General features: G+C 44.7%; 25 protein-coding genes and 1 other annotated feature. Of the genes, 11 read left to right on the top strand and 14 right to left on the bottom strand.

Features of this window, described 5'->3' with window-relative positions; genetic code table 11:
- The first annotated feature begins 223 nt into the window (after positions 1-223).
- Positions 224-2,572 carry a 5-methyltetrahydropteroyltriglutamate--homocysteine S-methyltransferase gene (gene metE, locus L3V36_RS15980; RefSeq protein WP_208775663.1) on the top strand — a complete coding sequence of 783 codons (2,349 nt, stop codon included), beginning with the start codon at positions 224-226 and terminating at the stop codon, positions 2,570-2,572.
- Positions 2,573-2,680: 108 nt separating this feature from the next.
- Here metE and gspS2 read toward each other — a convergent pair whose 3' ends face one another.
- The 6 genes from gspS2 to L3V36_RS15950 all read right to left on the bottom strand — a co-directional run bounded on the left by gspS2 (position 2,681) and on the right by L3V36_RS15950 (position 6,356).
- The gene (gene gspS2, locus L3V36_RS15975) at positions 2,681-3,079 is read right to left on the bottom strand and encodes a GspS/AspS pilotin family protein (RefSeq protein ID WP_004736511.1); all 399 of its coding nucleotides are present in this window, start codon (positions 3,077-3,079) and stop codon (positions 2,681-2,683) included.
- Between the two features lies 1 nt (position 3,080).
- A complete protein-coding gene (locus L3V36_RS15970) occupies positions 3,081-3,377 on the bottom strand; it encodes a YciI family protein (protein WP_004736512.1) in 297 nt (98 codons plus the stop codon).
- A 195-nt stretch (positions 3,378-3,572) separates the two neighbouring features.
- A complete protein-coding gene (gene yciA, locus L3V36_RS15965) occupies positions 3,573-3,971 on the bottom strand; it encodes an acyl-CoA thioester hydrolase YciA (RefSeq protein ID WP_004736513.1) in 399 nt (132 codons plus the stop codon).
- A gap of 195 nt (positions 3,972-4,166) precedes the next feature.
- Positions 4,167-4,787, bottom strand: coding sequence for a septation protein A (locus L3V36_RS15960; protein ID WP_017094464.1), 621 nt, complete (start codon positions 4,785-4,787; stop codon positions 4,167-4,169).
- Positions 4,788-4,933: 146 nt separating this feature from the next.
- Entirely contained in the window at positions 4,934-5,182 is a 249-nt protein-coding gene (locus L3V36_RS15955; RefSeq protein WP_004736516.1) for a hypothetical protein, read from the bottom strand.
- Positions 5,183-5,468: 286 nt separating this feature from the next.
- Positions 5,469-6,356, bottom strand: a complete 888-nt coding sequence (locus L3V36_RS15950; RefSeq protein WP_017094465.1) for a LysR substrate-binding domain-containing protein — start codon at positions 6,354-6,356, stop codon at positions 5,469-5,471.
- Between the two features lie 181 nt (positions 6,357-6,537).
- Between L3V36_RS15950 and hisC the strand changes: the two genes are divergently transcribed.
- The 5 genes from hisC to L3V36_RS15925 all read left to right on the top strand — a co-directional run bounded on the left by hisC (position 6,538) and on the right by L3V36_RS15925 (position 11,891).
- Positions 6,538-7,680 carry a histidinol-phosphate transaminase gene (gene hisC, locus L3V36_RS15945; RefSeq protein WP_102575485.1) on the top strand — a complete coding sequence of 381 codons (1,143 nt, stop codon included), beginning with the start codon at positions 6,538-6,540 and terminating at the stop codon, positions 7,678-7,680.
- 10 nt (positions 7,681-7,690) lie between these two features.
- Complete coding sequence (locus L3V36_RS15940; RefSeq protein ID WP_102450290.1) at positions 7,691-8,464, top strand: ABC transporter substrate-binding protein; 774 nt, start codon at positions 7,691-7,693, stop codon at positions 8,462-8,464.
- A 591-nt stretch (positions 8,465-9,055) separates the two neighbouring features.
- Positions 9,056-10,015 (top strand): TRAP transporter substrate-binding protein, encoded by a 960-nt coding sequence (locus L3V36_RS15935; RefSeq protein WP_017076380.1) that lies wholly within the window; start codon positions 9,056-9,058, stop codon positions 10,013-10,015.
- Positions 10,016-10,082: 67 nt separating this feature from the next.
- Complete coding sequence (locus L3V36_RS15930; protein WP_102441651.1) at positions 10,083-10,562, top strand: TRAP transporter small permease; 480 nt, start codon at positions 10,083-10,085, stop codon at positions 10,560-10,562.
- A gap of 21 nt (positions 10,563-10,583) precedes the next feature.
- On the top strand, positions 10,584-11,891 hold the full coding sequence (locus tag L3V36_RS15925; RefSeq protein WP_010438025.1) for a TRAP transporter large permease: 1,308 nt from the start codon (positions 10,584-10,586) through the stop codon (positions 11,889-11,891).
- Positions 11,892-11,992: 101 nt separating this feature from the next.
- On the opposite strand, the gene L3V36_RS15920 is transcribed toward L3V36_RS15925, so the two are convergent.
- Positions 11,993-13,312 (bottom strand): dicarboxylate/amino acid:cation symporter, encoded by a 1,320-nt coding sequence (locus L3V36_RS15920; RefSeq protein WP_338418946.1) that lies wholly within the window; start codon positions 13,310-13,312, stop codon positions 11,993-11,995.
- A 411-nt stretch (positions 13,313-13,723) separates the two neighbouring features.
- Between L3V36_RS15920 and L3V36_RS15915 the strand changes: the two genes are divergently transcribed.
- Positions 13,724-15,130, top strand: a complete 1,407-nt coding sequence (locus L3V36_RS15915) for a nodulation protein NfeD (RefSeq protein ID WP_102575487.1) — start codon at positions 13,724-13,726, stop codon at positions 15,128-15,130.
- Positions 15,131-15,212: 82 nt separating this feature from the next.
- Positions 15,213-16,010 carry a slipin family protein gene (locus L3V36_RS15910; protein ID WP_004729804.1) on the top strand — a complete coding sequence of 266 codons (798 nt, stop codon included), beginning with the start codon at positions 15,213-15,215 and terminating at the stop codon, positions 16,008-16,010.
- A 101-nt stretch (positions 16,011-16,111) separates the two neighbouring features.
- Here L3V36_RS15910 and trpA read toward each other — a convergent pair whose 3' ends face one another.
- The 7 genes from trpA to L3V36_RS15875 form a co-directional block, all read right to left on the bottom strand.
- Positions 16,112-16,918, bottom strand: coding sequence for a tryptophan synthase subunit alpha (gene trpA / locus L3V36_RS15905; RefSeq protein WP_208775664.1), 807 nt, complete (start codon positions 16,916-16,918; stop codon positions 16,112-16,114).
- Positions 16,918-18,108, bottom strand: coding sequence for a tryptophan synthase subunit beta (trpB, locus tag L3V36_RS15900; RefSeq protein ID WP_004729801.1), 1,191 nt, complete (start codon positions 18,106-18,108; stop codon positions 16,918-16,920). The genes trpA and trpB overlap by 1 nt, the downstream gene beginning before the upstream one ends.
- A 167-nt stretch (positions 18,109-18,275) precedes the next feature.
- Positions 18,276-19,739, bottom strand: a complete 1,464-nt coding sequence (gene trpCF / locus L3V36_RS15895) for a bifunctional indole-3-glycerol-phosphate synthase TrpC/phosphoribosylanthranilate isomerase TrpF (RefSeq protein ID WP_102447674.1) — start codon at positions 19,737-19,739, stop codon at positions 18,276-18,278.
- 20 nt (positions 19,740-19,759) lie between these two features.
- Positions 19,760-20,755, bottom strand: a complete 996-nt coding sequence (gene trpD, locus L3V36_RS15890) for an anthranilate phosphoribosyltransferase (protein WP_017085903.1) — start codon at positions 20,753-20,755, stop codon at positions 19,760-19,762.
- Positions 20,756-20,764: 9 nt separating this feature from the next.
- On the bottom strand, positions 20,765-21,391 hold the full coding sequence (locus L3V36_RS15885; RefSeq protein ID WP_004729794.1) for an aminodeoxychorismate/anthranilate synthase component II: 627 nt from the start codon (positions 21,389-21,391) through the stop codon (positions 20,765-20,767).
- 2 nt (positions 21,392-21,393) lie between these two features.
- Entirely contained in the window at positions 21,394-23,001 is a 1,608-nt protein-coding gene (locus L3V36_RS15880; protein ID WP_102447675.1) for an anthranilate synthase component 1, read from the bottom strand.
- A gap of 125 nt (positions 23,002-23,126) precedes the next feature.
- Positions 23,127-23,241 (bottom strand) — a sequence feature (Trp leader region).
- Positions 23,188-23,313: a trp operon leader peptide gene (locus L3V36_RS15875; RefSeq protein ID WP_009848753.1), complete on the bottom strand. Its 126-nt coding sequence runs from the start codon at positions 23,311-23,313 to the stop codon at positions 23,188-23,190. Its footprint overlaps the feature before it by 54 nt.
- Positions 23,314-23,433: 120 nt before the next feature.
- Between L3V36_RS15875 and L3V36_RS15870 the strand changes: the two genes are divergently transcribed.
- The 3 genes from L3V36_RS15870 (at position 23,434) to rluB (ending at position 26,167) form a co-directional block, all read left to right on the top strand.
- Positions 23,434-24,303, top strand: coding sequence for a PHP domain-containing protein (locus L3V36_RS15870; protein WP_004729788.1), 870 nt, complete (start codon positions 23,434-23,436; stop codon positions 24,301-24,303).
- 55 nt (positions 24,304-24,358) lie between these two features.
- Positions 24,359-24,979, top strand: a complete 621-nt coding sequence (locus L3V36_RS15865) for an L-threonylcarbamoyladenylate synthase (protein ID WP_102249579.1) — start codon at positions 24,359-24,361, stop codon at positions 24,977-24,979.
- A 159-nt stretch (positions 24,980-25,138) separates the two neighbouring features.
- Positions 25,139-26,167: a 23S rRNA pseudouridine(2605) synthase RluB gene (gene rluB, locus L3V36_RS15860; protein ID WP_004729784.1), complete on the top strand. Its 1,029-nt coding sequence runs from the start codon at positions 25,139-25,141 to the stop codon at positions 26,165-26,167.
- The last annotated feature ends 155 nt before the right edge of the window (positions 26,168-26,322 follow it).

Genomic DNA, 26,322 nt, shown 5'->3' with positions numbered 1-26,322 from the left:
TGTTTTTGATCTTTTGTAAACGTCTAGATGTCCAGATGGATTTAAACTGTTCATCTTTGGATGATTCAAGATGAATATTATTAATAAACAAGATGAATATTTGGACGTTGTCCATAGATCGGATTAAGGAGATAGTTTAGCCATCCAGACGCCTTTGTGGGAAAGTGAAATCATCAAAGGCAGTCTGACCGGAAATTAAAATTATCGAATAAGGAAAAGACTCATGACGACAACAACGCATATTCTTGGCTACCCACGTATCGGCGAGAAAAGAGAACTCAAATTCACGCTCGAGAAATACTGGCGCGGTGAAATCGATCAATCTGAGCTCAAGCAACTCGGCAGCGAATTAAGAAATCGTAACTGGAATGTACAAGCTGACGCGAATCTTAGCTTTGCAACTGCGGGTGACTTCGCATGGTACGACCATGTTCTGACAACGACATTACTTCTAGGCCACGTGCCAAAACGCCATGCTGGTGGTTCTGAAGATGAAAAAGCTTTCCCTGATTTAGATACCTTGTTCCGCGTTGGTCGTGGTCAATCTCAAGTTCAATCTACTTGCTGCGGTGGTACGCATACGTCGAATGATGTCACGAAAGACAGTTCAGCTGCTTCCGACATGACGAAATGGTTCAACACTAACTACCACTACATTGTTCCTGAGTTCAGTAAAGACGACACCTTTGATGTGAGCTGGCCGCAGCTGTTTGACGAAGTGAACGAAGCGATAAAAGTAGGACACAAAGTTAAGCCTGTACTTCTCGGCCCACTGTCATATTTGTACTTAGGCAAAGAAGTGGAAGAGGGCTTTGATCGCTTAATTCTGTTGCCTCGCCTTCTTACTGCCTATCAAGCGATTTTTGCTAAACTTGCCAAGCTGGGTGTTGAGTGGGTGCAAATCGATGAGCCCATTCTATCTCTGGAACTTGAGACTAAGTGGGCTGATTCATTCAAGTTGGCTTATCAAGTGATTCAAGGCGATGTGAAACTATTGCTGACCACTTACTTTGATTCTGTGACTGATACGTTAGACAAGATCGTGGAGCTTCCCGTCAACGGCTTACACATTGATTTGGCTGCCGCACCGCAGCAACTCGATGAAGTGGTGAATAAGTTACCGGAAGATTGGGTACTTTCTGCGGGTGCAATCAATGGACGCAATGTTTGGCGAGCAGACTTAGCTTCTCAGCTTGAGTTATTGCAACCTGTGAAAGAAAAGCTAGGCGATAAACTATGGGTCGCAAGTTCATGTTCACTACTGCATAGCCCAGTAGATTTGGAGTTAGAAGATTCGCTCAGCGAAGAAGTGAAGAGTTGGTTTGCTTTCGCGAAACAGAAAGTCACCGAGGTGAGTTTACTGGGGGCTGCGTTAGATGGCGATCAAAATGCCATTTTAGCGTGTGAGACTTACAGCCAACCTATTGTTGCACGCAAGAGCGCGACTCATGTGAACAAGCCTCAGGTACGAGAGCGCCTTAATACCATCACGAAAGCACTAGCAAATCGAAGTGCGCCTTATGCAGAACGTGCGGCACATCAGTCTGAAGTTCTCGGCTTACCGCTATTACCAACCACAACCATTGGTTCGTTCCCACAAACCGGAGAAATCCGTGTTCAACGCAGTGCCTACCGCACCGGCAAATTGAGTGAAGCGGAATATAACTCTGCATTGAAAGGTCACATCGCGGATGCCGTTAAGCGCCAAGAAGCCTTAGATTTGGATGTGTTGGTTCATGGTGAAGCGGAACGTAATGATATGGTGGAGTACTTTGCAGAAAATCTAGCAGGCTTTCAAACCACCAAGTTTGGTTGGGTACAAAGCTATGGCTCTCGCTGCGTGAAGCCCGCGATTGTGGTCGCGGATATAGAACGTGAGAAACCGATGACGGTGGAATGGTCGACCTATGCACAATCTCTGACTTCGAAGCAGATGAAAGGCATGCTGACAGGACCCGTCACTATTCTATGTTGGACATTCCCACGTGAAGACATCTCACGCAAAGAAATCACGAATCAACTGGCGTTTGCTCTGCGCGATGAAGTGTCTGATTTACAAGACGCAGGCATCAACATTATTCAAATTGATGAGCCTGCTATTCGCGAAGGTTTACCACTGAAAAAGCGCGACCATGCAGAATACCTAGAGTGGGCGGTCGATGCCTTTAAGATCTCAGCGGCGAGTGCTAAACCAGAAACTCAGATCCATACCCATATGTGTTACAGCGAGTTCAACGAGATCATTGATTCAGTAGCCGCGCTAGATGCCGATGTGATTACCATTGAGACTTCTCGCTCGAACATGGAGCTACTGAAAGCGTTTGAAGAGTTTAACTACCCGAATGCGATTGGACCGGGTGTTTATGACATTCACTCGCCAAACATTCCTTCAGAGGAGTGGATTGTGGATTTACTTAAGAAAGCGGCAGAAAAAATCCCAGCAGAACGTTTGTGGGCGAACCCAGATTGTGGATTGAAGACGCGTAACTGGGCAGAAACAGAAGCCGCACTGACTAACTTAGTTTCGGCGACTAAGACACTGCGTAAAGAGTGGGAATCAGCTGAGGTATAATTCAGTCTAAGATTTTGATTGATCCGTTAATCCACGATGAACCACAACAAAGGCCTCGCATTTGCGAGGCCTTCTGGTTTTATACTTGTTCGAATCTCGAGCTAGAAACTAGCTGCTACTTTGACACGTATCTTTACTGATCAGCTTCTCAACGATCAGTTGTCCGCGAGTGTTGCGAATCTTGATGTTGTAAGCCAAGCCCATGTCGAGGTTTGCTCTTACTTCAGAGTTGGTGCAGTAGCTATTCACACTCATGTCTACAACTTGGTTTAAAGGTTTAGCACCTTTTGCATCTTGGTTGTAGATCATCATGATTTCGATAACCGTGTTCTTTGCCAGCACGCGCATGACCGACAGCGGGCCATACTCAATCGGAAGGCCTGCGGATAAAACGCCAGCGCGATGCTGCGCCATCATTTCTAGCTGTCTTTGTTTGTCTTGTTCACTTGATGAGCTGCAGCCTGCAAGCAGAACAGCGGCCAGTGAACCGATAATCCATTTTTTCACGTTAAAATACTTTCTTGAATGGTTTAACAATCACATTTTGGTATACACCTGCAGCAATGTACGGGTCTGCGTCTGCCCATGCCTGTGCATCGTCTAAAGAATTAAACTCAGCAATCACAGTAGAACCTGTGAAGCCCGCTTCACCAGGGTTATCTGAATCAATCGCTGGCATTGGACCTGCTGTCAAAAGGCGGCCTTCATCGTGAAGTGTTTGTAGGCGTTCTAGATGTTGTGGGCGAACACTTAGGCGTTTTTCTAATGAATTTTCGACGTCTTGAGAAAAAATCACGTACCACATATTGAGATATCCTTATTTTACTTCACTAAATTGAGGGCGTTTAAATTCGCTATCTTGCTAATTTACGCGAACTAATTGGTATTGGAAGAGCTAATGATAAGAAATTGTGAAATGGTGCGGGAGAGTGAGAAGGTCTTTAGCATTTTTAATCGAAATGGCTAAAGACCTTACAGTACGATAGGGCTGTCGAAAGTACTATTTATTAATTGGGCGGGGTTTACCGCTTTCGTCTACAGCAACGTAGTTGAATGTCGCGCCACATACCTTGTAACGATCGCCGATGCCGTGATCAAGTACCGGCTTAACCCATACTTCTAGGTCGATATTCATCGAGCTGCGACCAATCTTGGTGCAGTCACCATAAACACATACCACATCACCCACTGAAACTGGTTGTTTGAACTCGATACCTGATACTGAAACCGTGACTATCTTGCCGTTAGAGATCTCTTTCGCCAGTATCCCGCCAGCAAGGTCGAGCTGAGACATTATCCAACCACCGAAAATCTGGCCTGCTGCATTGGTATCAGAAGGCATCGCCAAAGTGCGAAGAAGTAAAGAACCAATCGGGTTCAAAGTTGATTGAATAGTCATTGTTGTACTCTTAATGGTATTGATTGTTTTAAATTTAAATAGATGTGTTTGCGGGGCTCGCGGTGGTCGTATTTTTAACGTATTCACCGAACACAAACAATCAGTGGCCAATGATCACGAGTATCATTGGCCACTGTTAAATAGCGTATTGATAATAATTGTATCAAAAAGGGGATGAGGACTCATCCCTTAGGGTTACTTCTCGTCGGTATTTTTATCCGTTAACTCTTTCTGCTGGTCTTTTTGTAGATGCTGTTCTTTTGGCAAATGCTGATCTTTTTGTAGATGCTGGTCTTTTGGCAAATGCTTATAAATATAGACACCCGTTAGCAAGGTAAATGCAAAAGTAGCGATCAGTAAGCCAAACACTTTGAAGTTTACCCAGACATCCAAGGGTAGGCTGAAAGCAACGTAAACGTTGAGAATGGCACATAGAGTAAAGAACAAAGTCCAAGCCCAGTTGATCTTGCTCCATACCGCTTCAGGAAGTGTGATCTCTTTACCCAGCATGCCTTTAATTGCTGATTTGCCCATCAAGTGACTGACGGTCAGGCCGATAGCGAACAATGCATAAACGATGGTTACTTTCCATTTAATGAAGTTGTCATCGTGCAAGAAAATGGTCATGCCACCAAATACGGCAACCATCAGAAATGTGATGATCTGCATTTTCTCTACTTTCTTGTAGATGACGTATGTCAAAACGATTTGTACTGCGGAAGCAACAATCAATGCACCTGTAGCCGTGTAGATGTCATACATCTTATACAGCGCAAAGAAAATAATGAGAGGAATGAAATCAAGGATTTGCTTCATGTGGCACTGACTGTCCAGTTAGTTGAGTTGCAGACAGTCTAACGAAAACTGTCTCGATGCTAAATAGCCCGAGACAATTGGGTGCTAATTAATTCTATCTAGTTGGTTTATTGAGTCGGATCTTTTCATCATCGAGTCGGATAACGTTATCGCATTGATGTGGTTTGGTAGCGAGGTATTAGCTTCTTGATATCTTCAAGGTAACCTTCGCTCTTTAAGCTGTCTAAGGTGTTTTCGAGCTCTTGCTCACTCATGGCAAAACACGTCGATTTGCCTGTCGTTAGGTCGAGATACTCGTGATATTCACGCTCTGTGAAGTGGCCAATTCTGTCCATTAATAAGGTTTTAATTCCATGGTGAATCAAGCCGTAATACGTATGTCTTTGTAAGGTCATAGCCTATCCTCCGTGACAAGCTGCAGTGAAACTGTTGCAACCTGCTGTATATTGGTTGGGTTATCTATGACAAAGCAATTCGAATGCCATTTTCTCTAGTTGAACGGAACATTTTCCCTACCAGATAGAATTGAACTTCTTTTCAAATAGTTAAGGCGAGGTACGTTCTATTCTCTGACAACCAATACGTAACAGACATAAAATAGTTTCATTTTGAGAACGATGAAATTCTCATTATGACGCTCTACTGCCGTTTATAGTGTGCTTCTATCTATGGTGATTGCCGCTAATCGACAAGCCAATCAACCAGCGTAGATAAAGATGTATTTTGTCGATTCTTAGGCTGCAGCAAGAAGTAACCATTTCCAGAAAAGACACTGCCTTCACTCACTTTCACCAACCTGCCCAAATCAATATCTTGCTTAGCCAGCGTGATATCGCCTATGGCAATGCCAAACCCTTGAATGGCTGCATTCATCGCTTGATCAAGTGTCGCGAATTGTTGGTTGTTCTTACTTGAAAGGTCATGACTTCCTATGTGCTCTAACCAAAGTCGCCAATCACTCTGCTCATTGTTGGCGTGTAGCCAAGTGTATTGAGCGAGCTTGTGTGGCTTGATGAAAGTAGAAGCGCTACTTACAAGATGGCCCTGCGTAATGCTTTGCGCCTGGCAGACCGGAGCCAGCTGCTCGTTGAACAATAACTGGCTCACAATCGATTGTTGGTTTGGCTTCTTTCCATAGGTGATTACGGCGTCAAACGGGTCAAAGCTTGGTTCAAAAACGTGCTTGATGGTCGACGTGAGCTCGACATCAATTTCAGGGTAGGCTTGCTGAAAAGACATCAATTTGGGTAGCAGCCAAGAGGTAATACAGCTGGGGGCGTTGAGTTTGATCTTAGAGGGAGAACTTGCCACTTGATTGAGAGCCGATTGCAGTTGATGAATCGTTCCTTGTATCAGGGGAACCAGTTCTTTGCCTTTCGGAGTTAAAGACAATCCTCGAGCGTGTCGATAGAAGAGATCACAGCCAAGGCTTTCTTCAAACGACAATATCTGACGACTTACTGCACCTTGCGTAACATTGAGCTCATGTGCCGCGCGCGTAAAGTTGAGATGCCTTGCCGTCGACAAGAACGCGAGCAAAGTTTTGGTTGAAGGAAGTGTGCGATTCATATCTTTACCTATGATTTTTTATCATGGCTATTATGTGATTATTTCGATTCATTTATCAATAGTGTTCTGTTTGAATGTAAATACTTAATCATCATTTGTGATTCAATATGTGTATAAGTCGCATTTATTGAATATGAACGCAGTGGTGAAGACATTGTGATTTTGTGAAAGGGATAGCTTCTTGACATCTTTTATCGATAGTTTAGTACCTCAGGCTGTAAAAAAATTAATACCTTATCAATCAGCAAGAAGAATTGGTGGTGATGGACGAGTCTGGCTAAACGCCAATGAATTGGAAAGCTCGTTGTTTCCAGGAGAAGCAAGCCACAATAGATACCCAGATTTTTTACCGCAAGATATTGCTAAGGCTTATCAAGCGTATTGCGGAACTGATGTTGCAACGGTTGCCGTTCGTGGCGCCGATGAAGCGATAGATTTACTGACCAGAACATTCTGTAAGCCAGCGAGTGACAATATACTTATTTGTTCACCAACGTATGCAATGTATGAGTTTTGCGCCGATGCATTAGCGATTAATACCTTGGATTCTCCATTGCAGGAAGACTTCAGCCTTAACGTCACTGATATTGTGAACAAAGCGAAGTTGGCTAATATCGTGTTTCTTTGCTCACCAAATAACCCAACGGGCAATGTGATTCCTAAATCGGATTTGATTCAGGTACTGGAAGGTACGATTGGAAAGTCTCTAGTGGTAGTCGATGAAGCGTATATCGAGTTTGAACCACAAACGTCAGCGGTGAGCCTTATTGAGCGTTATTCGCATCTGGTAGTGATTCGCACCTTGTCTAAGGCTTTTGGACTGGCTGCGGTTCGTTGTGGTTTTATCTTAGCGAGTCAAAATGTGATGCAGTATGTCGCTAAATTAATTCCACCTTATCCGATGCCGGATTGCTCATCGCAAATCGTGTTAGACGCATTGTCTGATGAGCGAGTTTCAGTGATGCAAGACGCCACACAAAAGCTGGTCGAACTACGTAACTGGTTTGCTTGTGAGTTAACTCAGTTTGATTTCATCGAGTCTGTTTACCCTTCATCGACGAACTTTATTTTGCTGCGTCAAAAACCTGGGCATCAAGTGTTCAGTGTATTGGCGAAGGATGGCATTGTGACAAGGAATCAAAACCATGAACCTGCTTTGCGTAACTGTGTTCGAATCAGTATTGGTAGCCAAGAGAGCATGTTAGAAGTGATAACGTCACTAACACGTTACCAAACCGAATTAGAAAAGAATCAACAAGGCAAACAAATTCAACAATCTCAACATAAAGAAACTCAATCTCAACTCGATAAAGATCATATCTAGGATGGTAATGATGAAAAAGATAATACTAGGACTCGCTTGTGCGGCCGCTTTACTTGGTACAACGGTACAGGCGAAAGAAATCCGTTTGGCGTCGGACTTTACGTATCCGCCATTCAACTATAAAAACAGTGACGGTGTGCCTGTCGGGTTTGATATTGAGATAGCTGATGCCTTGTGTGAGCAAGCCAAACTCGATTGTACTTGGGTTTCACAAAGTTGGGACTCGTTAATTCCAAGTTTGTTGGCAAGAAAGTCAGATGTGATCATGGCTTCAATGCGTATTACCGAAGAGCGTAAGCGTAAGATTTTGTTCACCGATAAGTACTACCAAACACCAGCCGTGTTTGTTGCTGCTAAAAGCGCGGAATTCAGCGTCGATGAGGCAGGCTTAGCAGGTAAAACCATCGGTGTTCAGCAAGGTACGATTCACGATCGCTACGTAACAGACAAGTTTGGTGATGTGGCAAACATTAAACGCTATACCGGCCAAGATGAAGTTTATCTGGATCTGCAGAATGGTCGTTTAGATCTAACGTTTGGTAACTCGGATCAACTGTCATTAGCTTTCTTAGATAAAAAAGAAGGAGAGGACTTTGAATTCAAAGGCAAAGCAGTGACCGACAAAGCCTACATTGGCGAAGGCACGGCACTAGCGTTAAGAAAGCAGGATTCAAAACTGGCGAAACAATTCAATGCCGCGATTGAAGAGATCAGAGCGAACGGTACTTACGACAAGATCGCTGCTAAGTACTTCACGTTTGATATTTATGGCGCTGATTTGTAATTCGTTTAACGCCTAAAAACTAGACCACTAAAAACAAAAATCCGAGGGCTGTAAAGCTCTCGGATTTTTGTTACAAATAATTCGTCTTAGTAAGATTCCCACCGTTGTCTTTATCCCTGCTTATCCACTCTTGTTCCATACGCTCAGCCTAAAACCTTACCTCGACCACCTCAGAAACCGCATTTCACGACTCGCTTTTTCAATCGAGGAGACCTTCTTTGTCGTGCTCCATAACTGAATTTAATGTCTTAAAATAACATAAATATATAGGTGTTTCTTTGCTAAGAGATTGTTCTTAAAGCAGTTGAAAGTAATCGAACTTCCCAAAAAATACAAATTAGGGCTGCTTAATGGTCCAATTAGTCCCAAATATGATTGGTATCACAATCAATTAGGTTCTCAGGCCAATAGATAAACCTTAGTTCACAAAATATACACATAGTATTGTAATACAAAATTCATAAGGGTAAGAATGTTGTAATGAAACGTTACTGCTATGAGCGATGTGCAATAGAACGTTAGCTTTCAAACTTAGCTATAGCGTTGCATATAAAAACTGTACCTCTTACAAAATGGATTCTGGAGAAGAACATGAAAAAACACCTACTGACGATTGCAGCGGCTTCAATTCTTATGGCATTTGGCGCTCAAGCAAAAACTTTGACCTTAGGGCATGCAATGTCATTAGAAAGCGCAGCTCACCAAGGCATGGTGATCATGGCTGATAAAGTGAAAGAAAAATCGAATGGTGACCTTACGATTAAGATCTTTCCAAACGGTCAACTAGGCTCTGAACGTGATCAAGCTGAGCAAGTTGTTACCGGCGCGATTGATATGGCTAAAATCAACGGTGGGCTAGCCGAATCTTTTGAACCAACGTTTAAAGTTAATGCACTGCCTTTCTTATTTCGTGACGTTCCACATATGAGAACCTTCATGCGAAGTGAAGCAGCACAAGAGATGTTACTTTCAAGTGAAGGTAAAGGCTTCATCGGTCTTACGTTCTATGACTCAGGCACACGTAGCTTCTACGCTAAAAAAGCCATTAACTCACCGGCTGATCTCGCTGGTATGAAAGTTCGAGTTCCGGGTTCTCCAACGATGATGGAAATGGTTAACCTATTAGGTGGTAAAGCAACGCCTGTACCTTTCAATGAGGTATACACGGCGCTGCAACAAGGCGTAATTGACGGTGCTGAAAATAATATTTCTAGCTTAGTTGAAATGAAACACAGTGAAGTTGCCAAATTTTACTCTATGGATCAGCACATGATGACACCTGACGTGATCATCATTTCAGAATACAAATGGGGTTCATTAACGGCAGAAGAGCAAAAGATCTTAAAAGAAGCTGCTGCTGAGTCTCTTGAAGAGCAGATCAAAATCTGGGACGCAACAGATGACATGAACAAAGAGAAAGGAATGAAAGAAGGCGTAACGTTTGTTGAAGTTGATAAAGCCCCTTTCCGTGCAGCTGTTAAACCTATGATTGATGAGGCGAAAAAAGATCCAAAACTAGCTCCATTCATTGAAAAAATTGAAGCTCTTTAATCAGTCTTAGTGAAAATATAATTTTGCCTTGGCTTTGCTAAGGCAAAATTTTTTGAGGTATCACACCATGTTAGCAACTTTCAGAAACCTACTTGATAGGCTGATTCTTTTTGTCTCTTCTTTTGCACTCATGTTACTTGTCGTTACTGTCACTTGGCAGGTCTTTAGTCGTTATGTTTTGAATGATCCAAGTAACTGGACTGATGAACTTGCTCGTTATGCGATGGTATGGCTTGGCTTATTAGGAGCAAGCTACTTATTCGGTATCAAAGGGCATTTAGCTATAACGTTATTGGATGGTTATCTTAAGGGTAAAGCACATATCGCATTACATGTACTCATCAATGTCATTTCTGGCGCATTTGTATTTCTGGCAATGCTTCAAGGTGGTATTGCCTTAATGGGAAGGACCACACAACAACTCTCTCCAGCACTGCAATTACCGATGTCGACGGTGTATTCAATATTGCCGATTTCAGCCGTTATTATCCTCATCTATTTGGTCATGAATACGTTTGATCTTTTTTGTGAACCCAACAAAAAGTAAGTTTTAAAAGGACTCTATATTATGGATTTGTCCATTGGTGTTTGGCTGCTAGGCCTATTCTTATTCATGATCGCGATAAGCATGCCGATTGCGATTGCAATTGCCATGTCATCTTTAACCATCATGTATTTCATCTTACCGTTTGAAGTCGCGAGTATTACTGCGGGTCAAAAAATCATTACCGGTATCGATAGTTTCAGTTTATTAGCCATCCCTTTCTTTATCCTCGCTGGGAATATAATGAATGTGGGTGGCATCGCGAGTCGACTTATCAACCTTGCAAAGCTCTTGGTTGGTTGGATTCCGGGCTCACTTTTTCACGTGAACATCTTCGCCAATATGATGTTTGGCGCTGTTTCAGGATCAGCTGTTGCAGCAGCTGCTGCGGTTGGTAAAACCTTAGGTCCTGAATTAGAAAAAGATGGCTATGATAAAAACTTAGCAACAGCAGTAAACGTTGCATCTTGCCCGGCAGGCTTACTAATACCGCCGAGTAATTCCCTGATCGTATTTTCAGTGGTATCGGGTGGAACATCCGTTGCGGCGCTGTTTATCGCAGGTTATGTCCCAGGTATTTTAATGGGCTTAAGTTGTATGGTCGTCGCCTATTTCATCGCTAAAAAGAAGGGCTACAAAACAAGTGCGAATGACGGCTTCACAACGAAAGATGTGCTGAATATTGTTTGGCAAGCAACACCAAGCTTAGGGCTTATTGTTGTGGTTATTGGCGGTATTATTGGTGGGATTTTCACTGCAACAGAAGGGGCATGTATAGCGGTTCTATACTCTTTTATACTGTCACTCTGTTACCGAACTCTTAAATGGGCACACTTCCCGATAATTTGTAGAGAAACCGTTCAGGTCACTGGCATTATGCTGTTTTTGATTGGTGCTTCTACCATCATGTCATGGGCTATGGCGTTTACCGGACTACCAACCATGATCAGCGATTGGATGCTCTCTATTTCAGATAATCCAATTATCATCTTTATTCTGATGAACCTGATTTTACTGATCGTGGGTATGTTTATGGACCTTACGCCAGCCGTATTGATCTTTACCCCTATCTTTATGCCGATTGCTGAGCATTTAGGCATGCATCCAATTCACTTTGCGATGATGATTATCTTCAACTTATGTATTGGTATTGCAACGCCACCCGTTGGCACGGCGCTATTTGTGGGTTGTAGTGTCAGTGGCTCCAAGATTGAGAATGTTATAAGAAGTATCATGCCGTTTTGTGCCGTATTGATCGTCACACTGTTGGCCATTACTTTTATTCCTGAAATTAGTTTGGCTCTGCCTCGTGCGTTTGGACTCATCAATTAGCCTGACAAGGGTAAGATTTACCGAATCAATATCGATCATTACCTAATAAAAAACCGCCTCATGAAGGCGGTTTTATTTATAAATCAAACTGAAGCTTAATATTACGCTTGCTGTTTTTGTAGCTCAGCTTCTTTCGCTTCGTCTTCGATTAGAGAATCAACGATGACTGCACATGCTGCATCACCAGTGATGTTTAGAGCAGTACGGATCATGTCGAAGATACGGTCTAGAGCGAACAACAGAGGTAGACCTTCAATAGGGATACCAGCTGCTAGAAGAACCGCAACCACTAGGAAAGAAGGACCTGGAACACCAGCTTGACCAACCGCACCTAGGGTAGACGTTACGATGATAGCAACGTAAGCACCCATAGATAGGTCGATGTTGAACAGCTGTGCGAAGAAGATAGCAACTAGGCCGTAGTAAATTGCGTTACCAGACATGTTGATCGTCGCACCAAGAGGCAGAACGAATGAAGCCGTAGAGTTACGAACGCCAAGTTCCTTCTCTACCGTTTCCATTGTTACTGGCAGTGTCGCCATTGAAGAGGCTGTTGATAGTGCAACCGCTTGAGGCTTCTTCATCGCCACTAGGAACTTCTTCGCAGAAGTCTTAGTGAAGATTTGAATCATCAGTGGGTAAGCCACAAAGCCGAAGATCAGAATCGCAGCGATGTAGACAATGAACAGCTTGAACACGACCATAAGTGCGCCAAAGCCGAATGTACCGACTGCTTCTGCCATTAGGCCAAATACACCAAGTGGTGCAATGATCATAACCTTGTTGATCATCCATACCATAGCGTCAACAATCGCGTTTACGCCATTGATGATTGGGTCACGTTTTTCTTTCGCTTGTTTAGAAATCGCAATACCGAAGAATAAGCAGAAAACGAGAATTTGCAGAATGTTAGCTTCGTTCAGTGATTGGAAAACGTTGGTCGGGATCATGCCCGTGATGGTTGCCCAGAACGTTGGAAGTTCGCCTTTCGCAGCGTATTCAGAAGAGAACATACCTTCAACGCCAGAAACATCGATACCACGACCCGGTTCGAATACTTCACCCATTACAAGCGCTAGTGCTACAGCAAGTGCAGACGTTAGTGCAAAGTAACCCAGTGTAACCACACCAACTTTACCTGCTGATGAGCTATTACCTAGACCTGCAGCACCTGAAATTAGGGCGACTGCGACTAGAGGAATAACCAGCATCTTGATTAAACTGATGAAGATTGCGCCCAGTGGAGCGAACATTGTTGCGCTGTCACCCATCATTGCACCGACAGCGGTACCGATGATCATTGCAATAACGACTTGAACGCCGATGTTGCTTAGTAAACTCTTTTCTTTTAACACTTCCATAACCTCTGTGCTACTAAATATAAAAATCCCAGAACTACTCACCAATGTACGATGTACCATTGGATTAATATTTCGCGACGAGTTTTACACGTATCCTTTACATTTATCAATATGAGCAGAGGTGAAAGTCTCTGAAAAACAGGTGGTCTAATGTCATTTGTTGATTTTGAACAACAATGCAATCGTTTGCCTTGGTTTTTTATTACGATGTTATTTGTTGAATTTATAAAAGCCTTTTCTCTGGAGATTTTGTGAATGATTTGCAAGCGCTGGTATTGAAAACGTCTTGTTAACATTTTGATTTCATTTGCGAGTGTTTTTTGAACGCCTATGTTGGGGGTGAATCCACAGTTACGTGTTGTGTGAAATTTAGCCTGAACTATGCTTAAGGTATCTATTTATTACCAAGATGTTACCTCTGCGCTTTAAATAAAACGTCTATCTAGCATCTCAGTTGTAAGGAGGGGGGCTATGACTTTTATATTAAAGTACTTGTTTGCGTTTCTTCTGTTGTTCAGCTCTGTATTCGCTCAGGCCGATGATGTCTGGGTGATTGAGGTGAACGGAGGGATAGGTCCGGCGACCAGTGATTACCTCACTAGAGAAATAGAACAAGCTCACGATGAGCAAGCAAAGCTCATCATTTTGAAAATGAACACGCCTGGCGGGTTAGATTCGTCGATGCGTGACATTATTCGATCCATCACCACGTCACCGATTCCGATAGCAACTTGGGTTGGGCCAGCAGGCTCACGTGCGGCGAGTGCGGGAACCTATATTTTACTTGCTAGTCACATCGCTTCTATGGCGCCCGGAACTAATCTAGGTGCAGCAACCCCTGTGTCGCTCGGTGGGGGCAAAGCGCCTGCTAATCCGTTATCTCCTCAAGACGATGCTAATAAAGATGATAACACTTCGGCGAGTGATCAAGACGAAACCAAACAAGAGAACTCAGACCAAGTAAAAGCCACCACTGCGATGGAGAAGAAAGTCATCAATGATGCTGCGGCTTACATTGTCAGTTTGGCTAAGCTACACAACCGTAATGAAGAATGGGCAGAAAAAGCGGTGCGAGAGGCAGCAAGTTTAGACTCAGAGAACGCACTCACACTTAACGTGATTGATTTTATTGCTAGCGACCTTCAGCAATTGGTTGAACTGAGTAACGGGCGCACCGTCACCATCAACGGTGTCAGTCAGGAAGTTCAGCTCAATGAGGTGGTTTTTATCGAGCGGGAACAAGACTGGCGCTTTAGTTTGCTGTCAGTGATCACGAACCCGAACGTTGCATATATTTTGATGCTGATTGGTATCTACGGTTTGTTACTCGAATTCTATAACCCCGGCGTCGGGCTACCGGGTGTTTTGGGCGGTATCTGTCTGTTATTAGCGATGTACTCCTTACAAATGCTGCCTGTGAGTTACGCGGGCCTTGCTTTAATCCTATTGGGAATTGCTTTGATGGTCGCAGAGGCCTTTAGCCCCAGTTTTGGCATCTTCGGTTTGGGCGGCGTCGCTGCGTTTACGCTCGGCTCGATCATGTTGATGGATACCGAAGTGCCGGGTTATCAAATCGCATTGCCGTTAATTATCGGGATCAGTTTGTTCTCTGTTGCCTTTATCGTCGTAACAATATCAATGCTAGTCCGAGTGAGAAACAAACCAGTGATTACGGGGATGGAAGCGGTAGTCGGTGACACGGGCAAAGTGGTAAGCGGCTTCCCCGGTGCGGGGCATGTGCTAGTCGAAGGTGAGATCTGGCAAGCCAAATGTGCGAGTGAATTGCAAGTGGGGCAGATCATCAGAGTGACCAAGCTGACGGGGCTATCTTTGGATGTTGAGGCGCTGCCCGATGATACATCATCGAAATCTAGCTAGCGCGGACTGTTAGAGTGGAATGCTAGAACAAACGTTATTGAATTATTAATTGCTTAGCCATCGTTACCATTAGGGGGCGGTTATGTTTATACACACTATAGGTATTGTCATTGTGCTCGTTATCTTGTTGATAGCCAGCATGTTCAGAGTGCTGCGCGAATATGAACGTGCAGTGGTGTTTTTCCTTGGGCGCTTTTACGGTGTTAAAGGGCCGGGGTTAATTATCATCATTCCTTTCATCCAACAAATTGTGCGAGTGGATCTACGAACTATCGTGTTGGACGTGCCGACGCAAGATTTGATCACACGCGATAACGTGTCAGTGAAGGTGAATGCCGTGGTCTATTTTCGAGTGCTGGATCCGAAGATGGCGATCAATAACGTAGAGAACTACCTCGAAGCGACCAGTCAACTGTCACAAACAACGTTGCGTTCAGTATTAGGACAGCATGAGTTGGATGAATTGCTGTCTGAGCGAGAAGAGCTCAATAGAGACTTGCAAGCGATACTGGATCAACACACCGATAACTGGGGGATTAAGATTGCCAATGTCGAGATCAAGCATGTGGATCTTGATGACAGTATGGTGCGAGCCCTTGCTAAGCAAGCCGAGGCGGAACGTTCACGTCGAGCTAAGGTGATCCATGCAACAGGGGAATTAGAAGCATCAACCAAGCTGAAAGAGGCTGCAGAGGTTCTTAATCAAGCGCCCAACGCCATTCAATTGCGATATATGCAAACACTAACAGAAGTAGCTAATGAGCGAACTTCCACAATCATATTCCCAATGCCCATCGATCTGGTCGAGAAGATAACCGACCCGATCAAAGCGACGCTCAATGAGGCAGCGATTAAGAAAGCGATGAAAGCCGATGAGTGATTGGCTCAAATGAAGAGCAATAAAAAAGGCTCCACAACTGTGGAGCCTTTGAGTATTTGAATCGCTGGTTCTATTTAATGACCATTGATTACGAGCGTCGATTATTTCTGCGTAGCCGCTTTCATTGGTGTAACAAACGCAGCAAGTGCTTTAAGCATTGCTTCTGGTTGTTCAACGTTGTTTTCAATGATTTTAACTACGGCTGAGCCTGAGATAGCACCTGCAGCGCCAGCTACAATCGCTTCTTTCACTTGTTCAGGAGCAGAGATACCGAAACCAAGCAGTGCTGGTGGCGCATCGAACTTGTTCAAGCGATCAAGCAGTGCCGTTACTGGCATGTTTGCTTTTGTTTCAGCACCCGTTACACCAGAACGCGAAAGTAGGTAGGTGTAACCACCACCTAGTTCAGAAACTGATTGAAGAGTTTCATCGCTTGCTGTCGGTGGAGCAATAAAGATTGGGTGAACGCCAAACTTTTCAGCTGCAGCAACAAATTCACCGCTTTCATTGGTAGGTACATCAGCAATCAATACTGAATCGATACCTGCATTAGCACAACGCTCGTAGAAGTTCTCGATACCACGTGCGTAAACCAGGTTTGCGTACATCAGTAGGCCGATTGGTAGCTCTGGGTATTTAGCACGAATTTGACCGATAAGATCGAAGCACACATCTGGCGTTACTTTTGAATCTAACGCACGAATGTTCGCACCTTGGATTGTCGGGCCATCTGCAAGCGGATCTGAGAATGGGATACCAAGCTCAAGTGCGTCAGCACCCGCTTCAACTAGCGTTTCCATGATCTTAAGTGATTGCTCAGGGTTAGGATCGCCAACCGTTACGAATGGTACAAATGCGCCCTGATTCTTTTCAGCTAAGCGAGTGAAGAGTGATTGATAGCGATCCATTATAATGCTCCTTTCTCTTTAAGAATGTCGTGTACAGAGAAAATATCTTTGTCACCACGACCAGATAAGTTAACGACTAATAGCTGTTCTTTCTCTGGGTCGTCGTGAGCCATTTTGACAGCGTGAGCGACAGCATGAGATGACTCTAGCGCTGCGATAATACCTTCTTTGCGTGCAATCAATTGGAACGCTTCTAGCGCTTCATCGTCGGTTACGTTGTCGTATTCAGCACGGCCAATAGCATTTAGGTGCGCGTGTTGAGGACCAACTGATGGGAAATCTAGGCCTGCAGAAACAGAGTACGACTCTTCTACTTGGCCGTTCTCATCTTGCATCAGTGGCGCTTTCATACCGAAGAAGATACCGGTTTTACCGTGCTTAAGTGGCGCACCGTGTTGGTCGGTATCAATACCTTTACCAGCAGGCTCTACACCGATCAGGCGAACAGACTCTTCTTCAATGAAGTCAGCGAACATACCGATAGCGTTTGAACCACCGCCGACACAAGCGATAACGGCATCTGGAAGGCGACCTTCACGCGCTAGAATTTGGTGCTTCGTTTCTTCACCAATCATGCGTTGGAAATCACGAACAATCGTTGGGAATGGGTGAGGGCCAGCCGCAGTACCCAATAGGTAGTGCGCGTCTTCATAAGTTGCAGACCAGTCACGTAGCGCTTCGTTACATGCATCTTTTAGCGTTGAAGAGCCAGAATGAACAGGGATAACCTCTGCGCCCATTAGCTTCATACGGAACACGTTCGGGCTTTGACGTTCAACGTCTTTTGCACCCATGTAAACACGACACTTAAGGCCCAATAGAGCACAAGCTAGAGCCGTTGCAACACCGTGTTGGCCTGCGCCAGTTTCAGCGATGATTTCCTGCTTACCCATGCGTTTTGCTAGCAATGCTTGGCCAAGAACTTGGTTTGTCTTGTGAGCGCCGCCGTGAAGGAGATCTTCACGCTTTAGGTACAGTTTGGTTTTTGTACCTTTAGTCAGGTTACGCGTTAGCGTTAGTGCCGTTGGACGACCTGCGTACTCTTGAAGAAGCGTCATGAATTCACTGCGGAACTCAGGATCTGCTTGTGCATCGATAAATGCTTGTTCCAGTTGGTCTAGTGCTGGCACTAGGATCTGCGGTACGTATTGACCACCGTATTCACCAAAGTAGGCATCGAGTTTAGCCATTGTGTTATTCCTTCAATTCTATCGATGTGTATTCACACCAAGTCATTTAATCTTGTTTAAGCTTCGCAAAGGCAAAGCTTACTAATTAGTTTTGAGATTCTGCTTTCTAGCTTCTAAGCTCTGGACTCTAGATTTCAAGTTCTAGGTTTCAAATTCTAGAAACCGAACTAGTAATTACGAATCGCTGCAAAAGCGCGTTGCAGTTTGTCTGCGTCTTTTTTACCTGGAGCCGATTCAACACCAGAGTTTAGGTCTAATCCTAAACAACCTAACTTAGCGGCTTGGTTAGCATTGTCTGGGTTTAGGCCACCCGCCAACATGATTGCGCTTTGGTTGTTGATTAGGCTCCAATCGAACGCTTGACCTGTACCACCCGTTTGAGAACCCACTTTAGTATCTAGCAGGTGACGAGTCACGTTGCTTTTCAGTAATTCTGGTAGCGTGCTTTTAGCACCGTTTTCAGCGCCGTTTTCAGCACTGCAAGCCACACCGTAAGCTTTCCAAATCTCAACGTGTTCAGGTAGAGATTGTTTTAGTTCATCGACAAATGCTTGAGACTCATCACCGTGCAGTTGCACCGCAAATAAACCTAGCTCAGAAACCGTTTTCGCAACGTCAGTTACGCTATGATTTTGGAACACACCCACGTAGTTCAAAGGTGCGCCGCTCATGGTTAAACGAGCTGCTTCGATATCAACATGACGCTTAGATGCTTCAACGAAAATCAGACCACCGAATACTGCACCGGCTTGATAAGCCTTTGCTGCATCGTCAGATTGAGTTAAACCACACACCTTGTTTTCACCGAGTGTCACTTTACGCACCGCAAGCTCTAGGTTCTTTTCAGCCATCAGAGAGCTGCCGATTAGGAAGCCATCTGCAAATGTTGAAAGGTCACGAACTTGTTGATGTGTGTAGATGCCAGACTCTGAAATCACGACTGCGTTTGGAGCCAGTTCGCGAATCAGCGGCGCCAACTCTTTGGTACGGTTCAAATCAGTCGAAAGGTCACGTAGGTTACGGTTATTAATACCGATCACTTTTGCTTTTAAAGCGACAGCGCGATGAAGTTCTTCTTCGTTGCTGACTTCGGTTAGTACACCCATATTTAGCGAGTGAGCGACGTCAGCAAATGCTTTGTATTCTTCGTCATCCAATACCGATAGCATTAGCAAAATTGCGTCAGCTGAGTAGTGACGAGCTAGGTAAACTTGGTAGGTATCAACCATGAAGTCTTTACAAAGAATAGGTTGCTTAGCAATGCTGCGAACCTTTGGTAAAAACTCAAAGTCACCTTGAAAGTATTTCTCGTCTGTCAGTACTGAAATTGCATTGGCGTGGTTGTTGTACACCGATGCAATGTAGTCCAAATCAAACTCGTCACGGATTAACCCTTTTGACGGAGATGCCTTCTTACATTCAGTGATGAAAACCGTTTGTTCGCCGCTCAGTGCATCATAAAAGCTGCGGTCTGTTGCGGTTAACGCTGCTTTAAACTCGTCCAATGGTTGAGTTTGCTTACGCGCTTCAACCCATTGGTATTTGTCACGAACGATTTTTGCTAATACTTCCGCCATTTCAGCTTCTTTGACTGAAACGTGGGTCGACAGTTTATCGGTAGTCTGTGTCATGTTCTTTGTCTCGTCGTTCGTTAGGCGTGTGCAGCAAGCTTTTGTACAAGCTCGTACGCTTTGCCAGAGTTCATCGCGTCAATCGCTTGTTGTGCGTTGGCTTTTAGATCTTCGTGACCAAATAGACGCATCAGCAGAGCAACGTTGACGGCTACTGCGCCAACTTGAGCATCAGTGCCTTTACCCGTCAGGATATCAGTTGTGATGGCTTTGTTCTCTTCTGGCTCGCCGCCCTTGATTGCTTCAAGAGGGTGAGTGTTCAAACCAAAGTCAGCTGGAGTCACTGTGTACTCGTGAATCTCGCCATCTTTAATTTCAGCAACGATAGTCTCGCCATGAATAGCCACTTCATCAAGGCCGCTACCGTGCACAACGGCAGCACGCTTCATGCCCATTTGCAGCATGGTTTCTGCGATAGGGCGTACTAGCTCTTTGCTGTAAACACCCATTAACTCGATGTTAGGGCGAGCAGGGTTAATCAGTGGGCCAAGGATGTTGAAGATAGTGCGCGTTTTCATCGTCTGACGAACAGGCATCGCGTGACGTACACCGACGTGATATTGCGGAGCAAATAGGAATGCTACGCCAAGCTCGTCGACTGCAGTACGAGTGTCTTCTGCTGTCATCGCTAGGTTAATACCGAACGAATCCAGTAAGTCAGAAGAGCCTGATTTGCTCGATACGCTGCGGTTGCCATGCTTAGCTATTTTTAAACCACACGCTGCTGCTACAAATGCAGAAGTTGTAGAAATGTTGATGGTGTCATGACCGTCGCCACCTGTACCTACGATGTCTGCAAAATCGTAATCAGGACGTGGGAACGGGTTTGCATTGGCAAGCAGTGCTTTCGCTGCGCCAGCGATTTCATCCGGCGTTTCGCCTTTGATTTTCAGTGCAGTAAGCGCAGAAGCCATCAAAATTGGGTCTAGTTCGCCCTTGATGATCACATCAAACAGTTGTTGGCTTTCTTCTTGAGTAAGAGACTGTTGTTCGTAAAGTTTATTAATCTGTTCCATGATCGTTTCCTAGTTAGTCTTTTTATCAAGAGTAGAGCTTTTCTCTAGATGAAGAGGTTTCTCAAGAGCCCATTCGATAGCGTTCGCTAGAAGCGTTGCACCGTAGGTCGTCATAATCGATTCAGGGTGGAATTGGAATCCACAAACCTTGTCTTGTTCTTGAACTACAGACATTACCAAATCATCGACTTCAGCGGTCACTGTTAGGCTATCGGATACATGCGTTGCCACTAAAGAGTGGTAGCGAGCGATAGCCAGCGGCGAAGGTAAGCCTTGGTACGTCGCATGGTTTTGGTGTTCCATCATCGACACCTTACCATGAATGATTTCGCCAGCGCCTGCAACGGTGCCGCCGTAGGCTTCAACAATCGCTTGGTGGCCTAAGCAAATACCAATCATTGGCACTTTGCCTTTTAGCAGCTGAATTAACTCAGGCATGCAGCCCGCATCCGCTGGAGCGCCAGGGCCTGGTGAAAGCAGTGCAACAGGGTTGTCTAGTTCGTTGATCGCCGCTTCAACTACCTTTGCTGGAATGTTGTTACGGTAAATTTTCACGCTGTGACCCAATGAACGGAACTGGTCTACAAGGTTGTAAGTGAACGAGTCGAAGTTATCGATGAATACAATATCAGCCATGATTACGACTCCTTCTTATTTGGTGTGCTTTGGCTTGGTGCCGTATTTTTAGTATGAGCAGCTTGAATCGCAGAGATAACCGCTTGTGCTTTGCCGCGAGTTTCATCGGCTTCTGCTTGTGGGTCTGAATCGAACACCACACCAGCGCCAGCTTGTACTTGTGCAACGCCATCTTCAACGTAAGCAGAACGAATCACGATACAAGTATCTAGAGTCCCTTCACCGGTTAGATAACCGACTGCACCACCGTAGCTACCACGACGCGTTTTTTCTACGTCACGAATAAGCTGCATTGCGCGGATTTTTGGTGCGCCCGTTAGCGTGCCCATGTTCATACAAGCTTGGTAAGCGTGCAGAGCATCTAAGTCTTCACGTAGCTGACCAACAACACGAGAAACCAAGTGCATTACATGGCTGTAGCGATCCACTTTCAGCAAGTCTGCTACGTGGCGAGTGCCGGCTTCGGCAATACGAGCCACATCGTTACGTGCTAGGTCAACAAGCATCATGTGCTCAGCGTTTTCTTTCTTGTCGGTACGCAGTTCAAGCTCAATACGGCTGTCTAGGTCGAAATCGATTTGGCCATTTGGGCGCTTACCGCGGCGACGAGTACCAGCAATTGGGTAAATCTCGATTTGGTTGGTTTCGGTTTCGTATTTCAGAGCACTTTCTGGAGAAGCTCCAAACAGAGTAAACAGCTCGTCTTGCATATAGAACATGTAAGGGCTTGGATTACTTTGCTTGAGCTCTTTATAAGCCGCAAGTGGAGCAGGGCAAGGCAGCGTGAAGCGGCGTGAAGGTACCACTTGGAACACATCGCCTTTAACTACGTACTCTTTTAAGTCACGAACCGTTTGGCAGAAGTCTTCATCTGAAACACTTGGTACAGCTTCAACGTTGTCGAGCGGCGTCACTTCTGTGATGGCTTTCAATGACTGGCATTGTGTCTGAATGTCAGCTAGACGCTCAGTTAATTGTGTTCTGATGTTTTCATCTTGAGTGAACAAGCTCGCGTGAAGCAGACCTTCGTTCTCTTGGTGATCGAAACGCAATAGTGTTTCCGCAACGTAGAAAACAAAGTCAGGGCAGTTGTTAGTCGCTTCAGCATCACCTAGCGGTTCAAAGTTCGCCACGATGTCGTAAGCGAATAGGCCCGCCATGAATAACGCGTGCTTGTTATCAGCGTCTTGCTCAAAGCTGTGTTGAACCAAACGCAGTGCATCGAATGAAGAAGCTTCTCTTAAACGTGAGTCTTCATCTAATTCGTTGCTTGGCTCGACAAAAGTCAGCGTCAAAACGTTATTGGTAAGGTCAGATTCAATTTCTGCTTTAACGTTTTGAGTTAGATGTTCGATAAGCGCTTGACCATTTTCAGTCAATGCTTGGAAGGTTACTTCGTGTCCGCGACATACGATGCGAACAGCAGAGTCGATAAGGAGTAGGCTTGTCAGGTTCTGTTTAGATTCAATCTCAGCAGATTCCAACAACAGGCTGTCTGTTTTGTTTTCACACAAAGTATGAAAAACGCTGGTTGGATCTTGCGAGTAAGGAACTGAAGAATTGATGACCTCAATGGTTCCCAGCTTTTTGATTTCAATGGCCTTGTTCACAAGACCTCCTTTATGATTCTTTAAATTTCCTGCCGTACATAGTCGCATAAAGATACCTTTCACCCAATCTAGAATATGGTCAATTCGATGATTTGTTAGTCAGTTGAATGTGAGATGTTCGACAAATTAAAAAGCCCGCTATTAAAGCGGGCTTAGTGATAACTTTTTTATAAACAAACTGTTTAACTAGAAGTACACGTTAGCCCACCAAGAACTTGTCCACGTGCGCCACCAATTAAGCTCTGAACTTGCTTCTACTGAAGAAAGTTCTAAAACTTTATCTTTATGGTTTTGGTTAAATTCTTGTAACATGGTGAACCTATCAAATGTGATACTTCGTATTTGTGTACTAGTTAACTAGTTTTGCGCTTGCAGGTCAAGTGCGTTGACACAAATATAACGATAAAAATTGAAAACAATGAAAAAGAATATATGAGAATTGATCTACATAGTCATACAACAGCCTCAGATGGCCGACTTACTCCACCTGAACTGATTGACCGAGCGCTAGGCTTTAACATCGAAGCGTTAGCGATTACAGATCATGATACGACTGATGGGCTTGCTGAAGCACGCAGCTATATTGCTGATAACAACCTTCCTATCCAGTTGATCAACGGCATTGAGATTTCGACCGTTTGGCAAAACAAAGATATCCATATTGTTGGGTTAAATGTTGATCCGGAGTCACCAGAGCTAAAAGCGTTAATTGAACAACAGAAGCAACACCGTGTTGGGCGTGCAGAGATGATTGCTCAACGTCTTGAGAAAGCGACTCGTGAAGGCTTGCTAGAAGAAGTTAAATTGATTGCGGGTGATGCGCCTATCACTCGTGCTCACTTTGCTAAGTGGTTAGTCGATAACGGCTACGCAAAAACCATGCAGCAGGTGTTTAAAAAGTTTCTGACTCGCAATAACCCAGGTTATGTGCCGCCAACGTGGTGTTCAATGAGTGATGCTGTAACGGCTATTCATGCTGCTGGTGGTCAAGCCGTATTAGCTCACCCCGGCCGATATGGCTTAACAGCGAAGTGGGTTAAGCGTCTGTTAGCTGCATTTGTTGAAGCAAAAGGTGACGCTATGGAAGTCGCTCAGCCTCAGCAAGCGCAACAAGAAAGACGCACACTTGCGGATTATGCTATACAATACAAACTATTAGCCTCCCAAGGCAGTGACTTCCATTACCCATCCCCATGGATGGAGCTTGGACGTAATCTCTGGCTACCTTCTGGGGTCGAAGAAGTATGGAAAGATTGGGAGTTTCAAACGGTTTCACCAACTGATACCGATGACAGTATTTAGGTGAACCAGCTCCTTCTGATGATAGAGTCGAGAGATTCGATAACGAGGATCAACAATGAGCCAGTTTTTTTATGTACACCCGGATAACCCACAAGCGCGCTTAATTACTCAAGCGGTTGCGATTATTCGCAATGGCGGCATTGTGGTTTATCCAACAGATTCCGGTTATGCGCTGGGCTGTCAGCTTGAAAACAAACAAGCACTTGAACGCATCTGTAAAATTCGTCGAATCGATGATAAGCACAATTTCACGTTGTTATGCCGCGATCTTTCTGAATTGTCACTGTATGCACGAGTTGATAACGTTGCTTTCCGTTTACTTAAGGCGCACACGCCCGGTGCTTACACGTTTATCTTCAAAGCAACCAAAGAAGTACCGAAGCGTTTGATGAATGCGAAACGTAAAACGATTGGTATTCGTGTCCCAGACAACAAGATTGCACTTGACCTGTTGGAAGCAATGGGTGAGCCATTGATGTCGACGTCTCTGATTCTTCCGGGTAACGAGACAACTGAATCGGATCCAGAAGAAATTCGCGACAGCCTAGAGCATGCGGTTGATGTCATTTTGAATGGCGGCTACTTAGGTGAGCAACCGACTACGGTTATTGACTTCAGTGACGATGATGCCGTTGTTTTACGTCGTGGTGCCGGCGATCCAGCGCCGTTTGAATAATAGCGTTACTGATTAACAGTCTGTAACGAAACAGCAAACCTGCCAGAGTAAATAACAAGTGCTTTTTGGCAGGTTATTTGCGATAATACGCGACCGCGATTTGGTCGCGAAAAATTCATTCGACGTCTGTGAAGACGACAATTAGGTAGAAAAGAGTAAATGAGCGAAAAATTACAGAAGGTTTTAGCGCGAGCTGGTCACGGTTCTCGTCGTGAACTAGAAGGTTTAATTAAATCTGGTCGTGTAAGTGTTAACGGTCAAGTTGCGAAATTGGGTGAGCGTCTTGAAGACGAGAACTCAGTGATCCGTATCGATGGCCACACTATTACAGGCAAAGCCTCTGAAGAAGTGGTTTGTCGTGTACTTGCTTATTACAAACCGGAAGGTGAGCTTTGTACTCGTCATGATCCTGAAGGCCGCCGCACTGTTTTCGATCGTCTACCTAAGATCCGTGGTTCTCGTTGGATTTCAGTTGGCCGTCTTGATGCAAACACATCGGGTCTTTTGCTTTTCACTACTGATGGTGAACTTGCAAACCGCCTAATGCACCCAAGCCGTCAGGTTGAGCGTGAGTACCTAGTACGTGTGTTTGGTGAAGTGACTGAGCAAAAAGTTAAGAACGTGACTCGTGGCGTTCAACTTGAAGATGGTATGGCTCGTTTCGAAGACGTGGTTTACGCTGGCGGTGAAGGTATGAACCATACTTTCTACGTAGCGATTAACGAAGGTCGTAACCGTGAGGTTCGTCGTCTTTGGGAATCACAAGAAACAACAGTAAGCCGTCTGAAACGTGTACGTTACGGTGATATCTACCTTGATAAGAAACTGCCTCGTGGCGGTTGGAAAGAGCTAGATCTTCAAGAAGTAAACTACTTGCGTGAGCTTGTTGAACTTCAGCCAGAAAAAGAGACACTGTTGGATCTTGATCCTGCAAACACTTCTCGTAAGCGTGAGCGTTCTCGTAGCCAAAAAATTCGTCGTGCTGTTAAGCGTCACGAAGAGCGTGCAAATGCTCCTAAAGGCCGTAGCAACCAGACTAAGCGTAAGAAGCCTGCAACTCGCGGTACTACAACACCTGATTCAGGCCGTAGTGCTCCAGCGACCAATGGCAAACCTCAGGCTACCAAAAAGCCTAAACTGAACAACGGACGCCCGGCTAAACCGGCTAAGCCAAGATCACGTAAGTAATTACACCAGTAGTTGCTACAGTTCTTAAGCTTAAAGCTTAATCCAACGTTTCGAATACTAAAAAACCTGCTAACTTAGCAGGTTTTTTTTCGTCTTGAATATGGCGCAGTTCAAATCATGTGGAAGTGCTTACCAAGTAGAAACGATTAACCAGG

Source organism: Vibrio sp. G-C-1 (assembly GCF_021728015.1).
In the GTDB taxonomy this organism is placed as follows: Bacteria; Pseudomonadota; Gammaproteobacteria; order Enterobacterales; family Vibrionaceae; genus Vibrio; species Vibrio splendidus.
The sequence above is the reverse complement of the archived record's forward strand: the minus strand, read 5'-3'. Positions and strand labels throughout refer to the sequence as shown.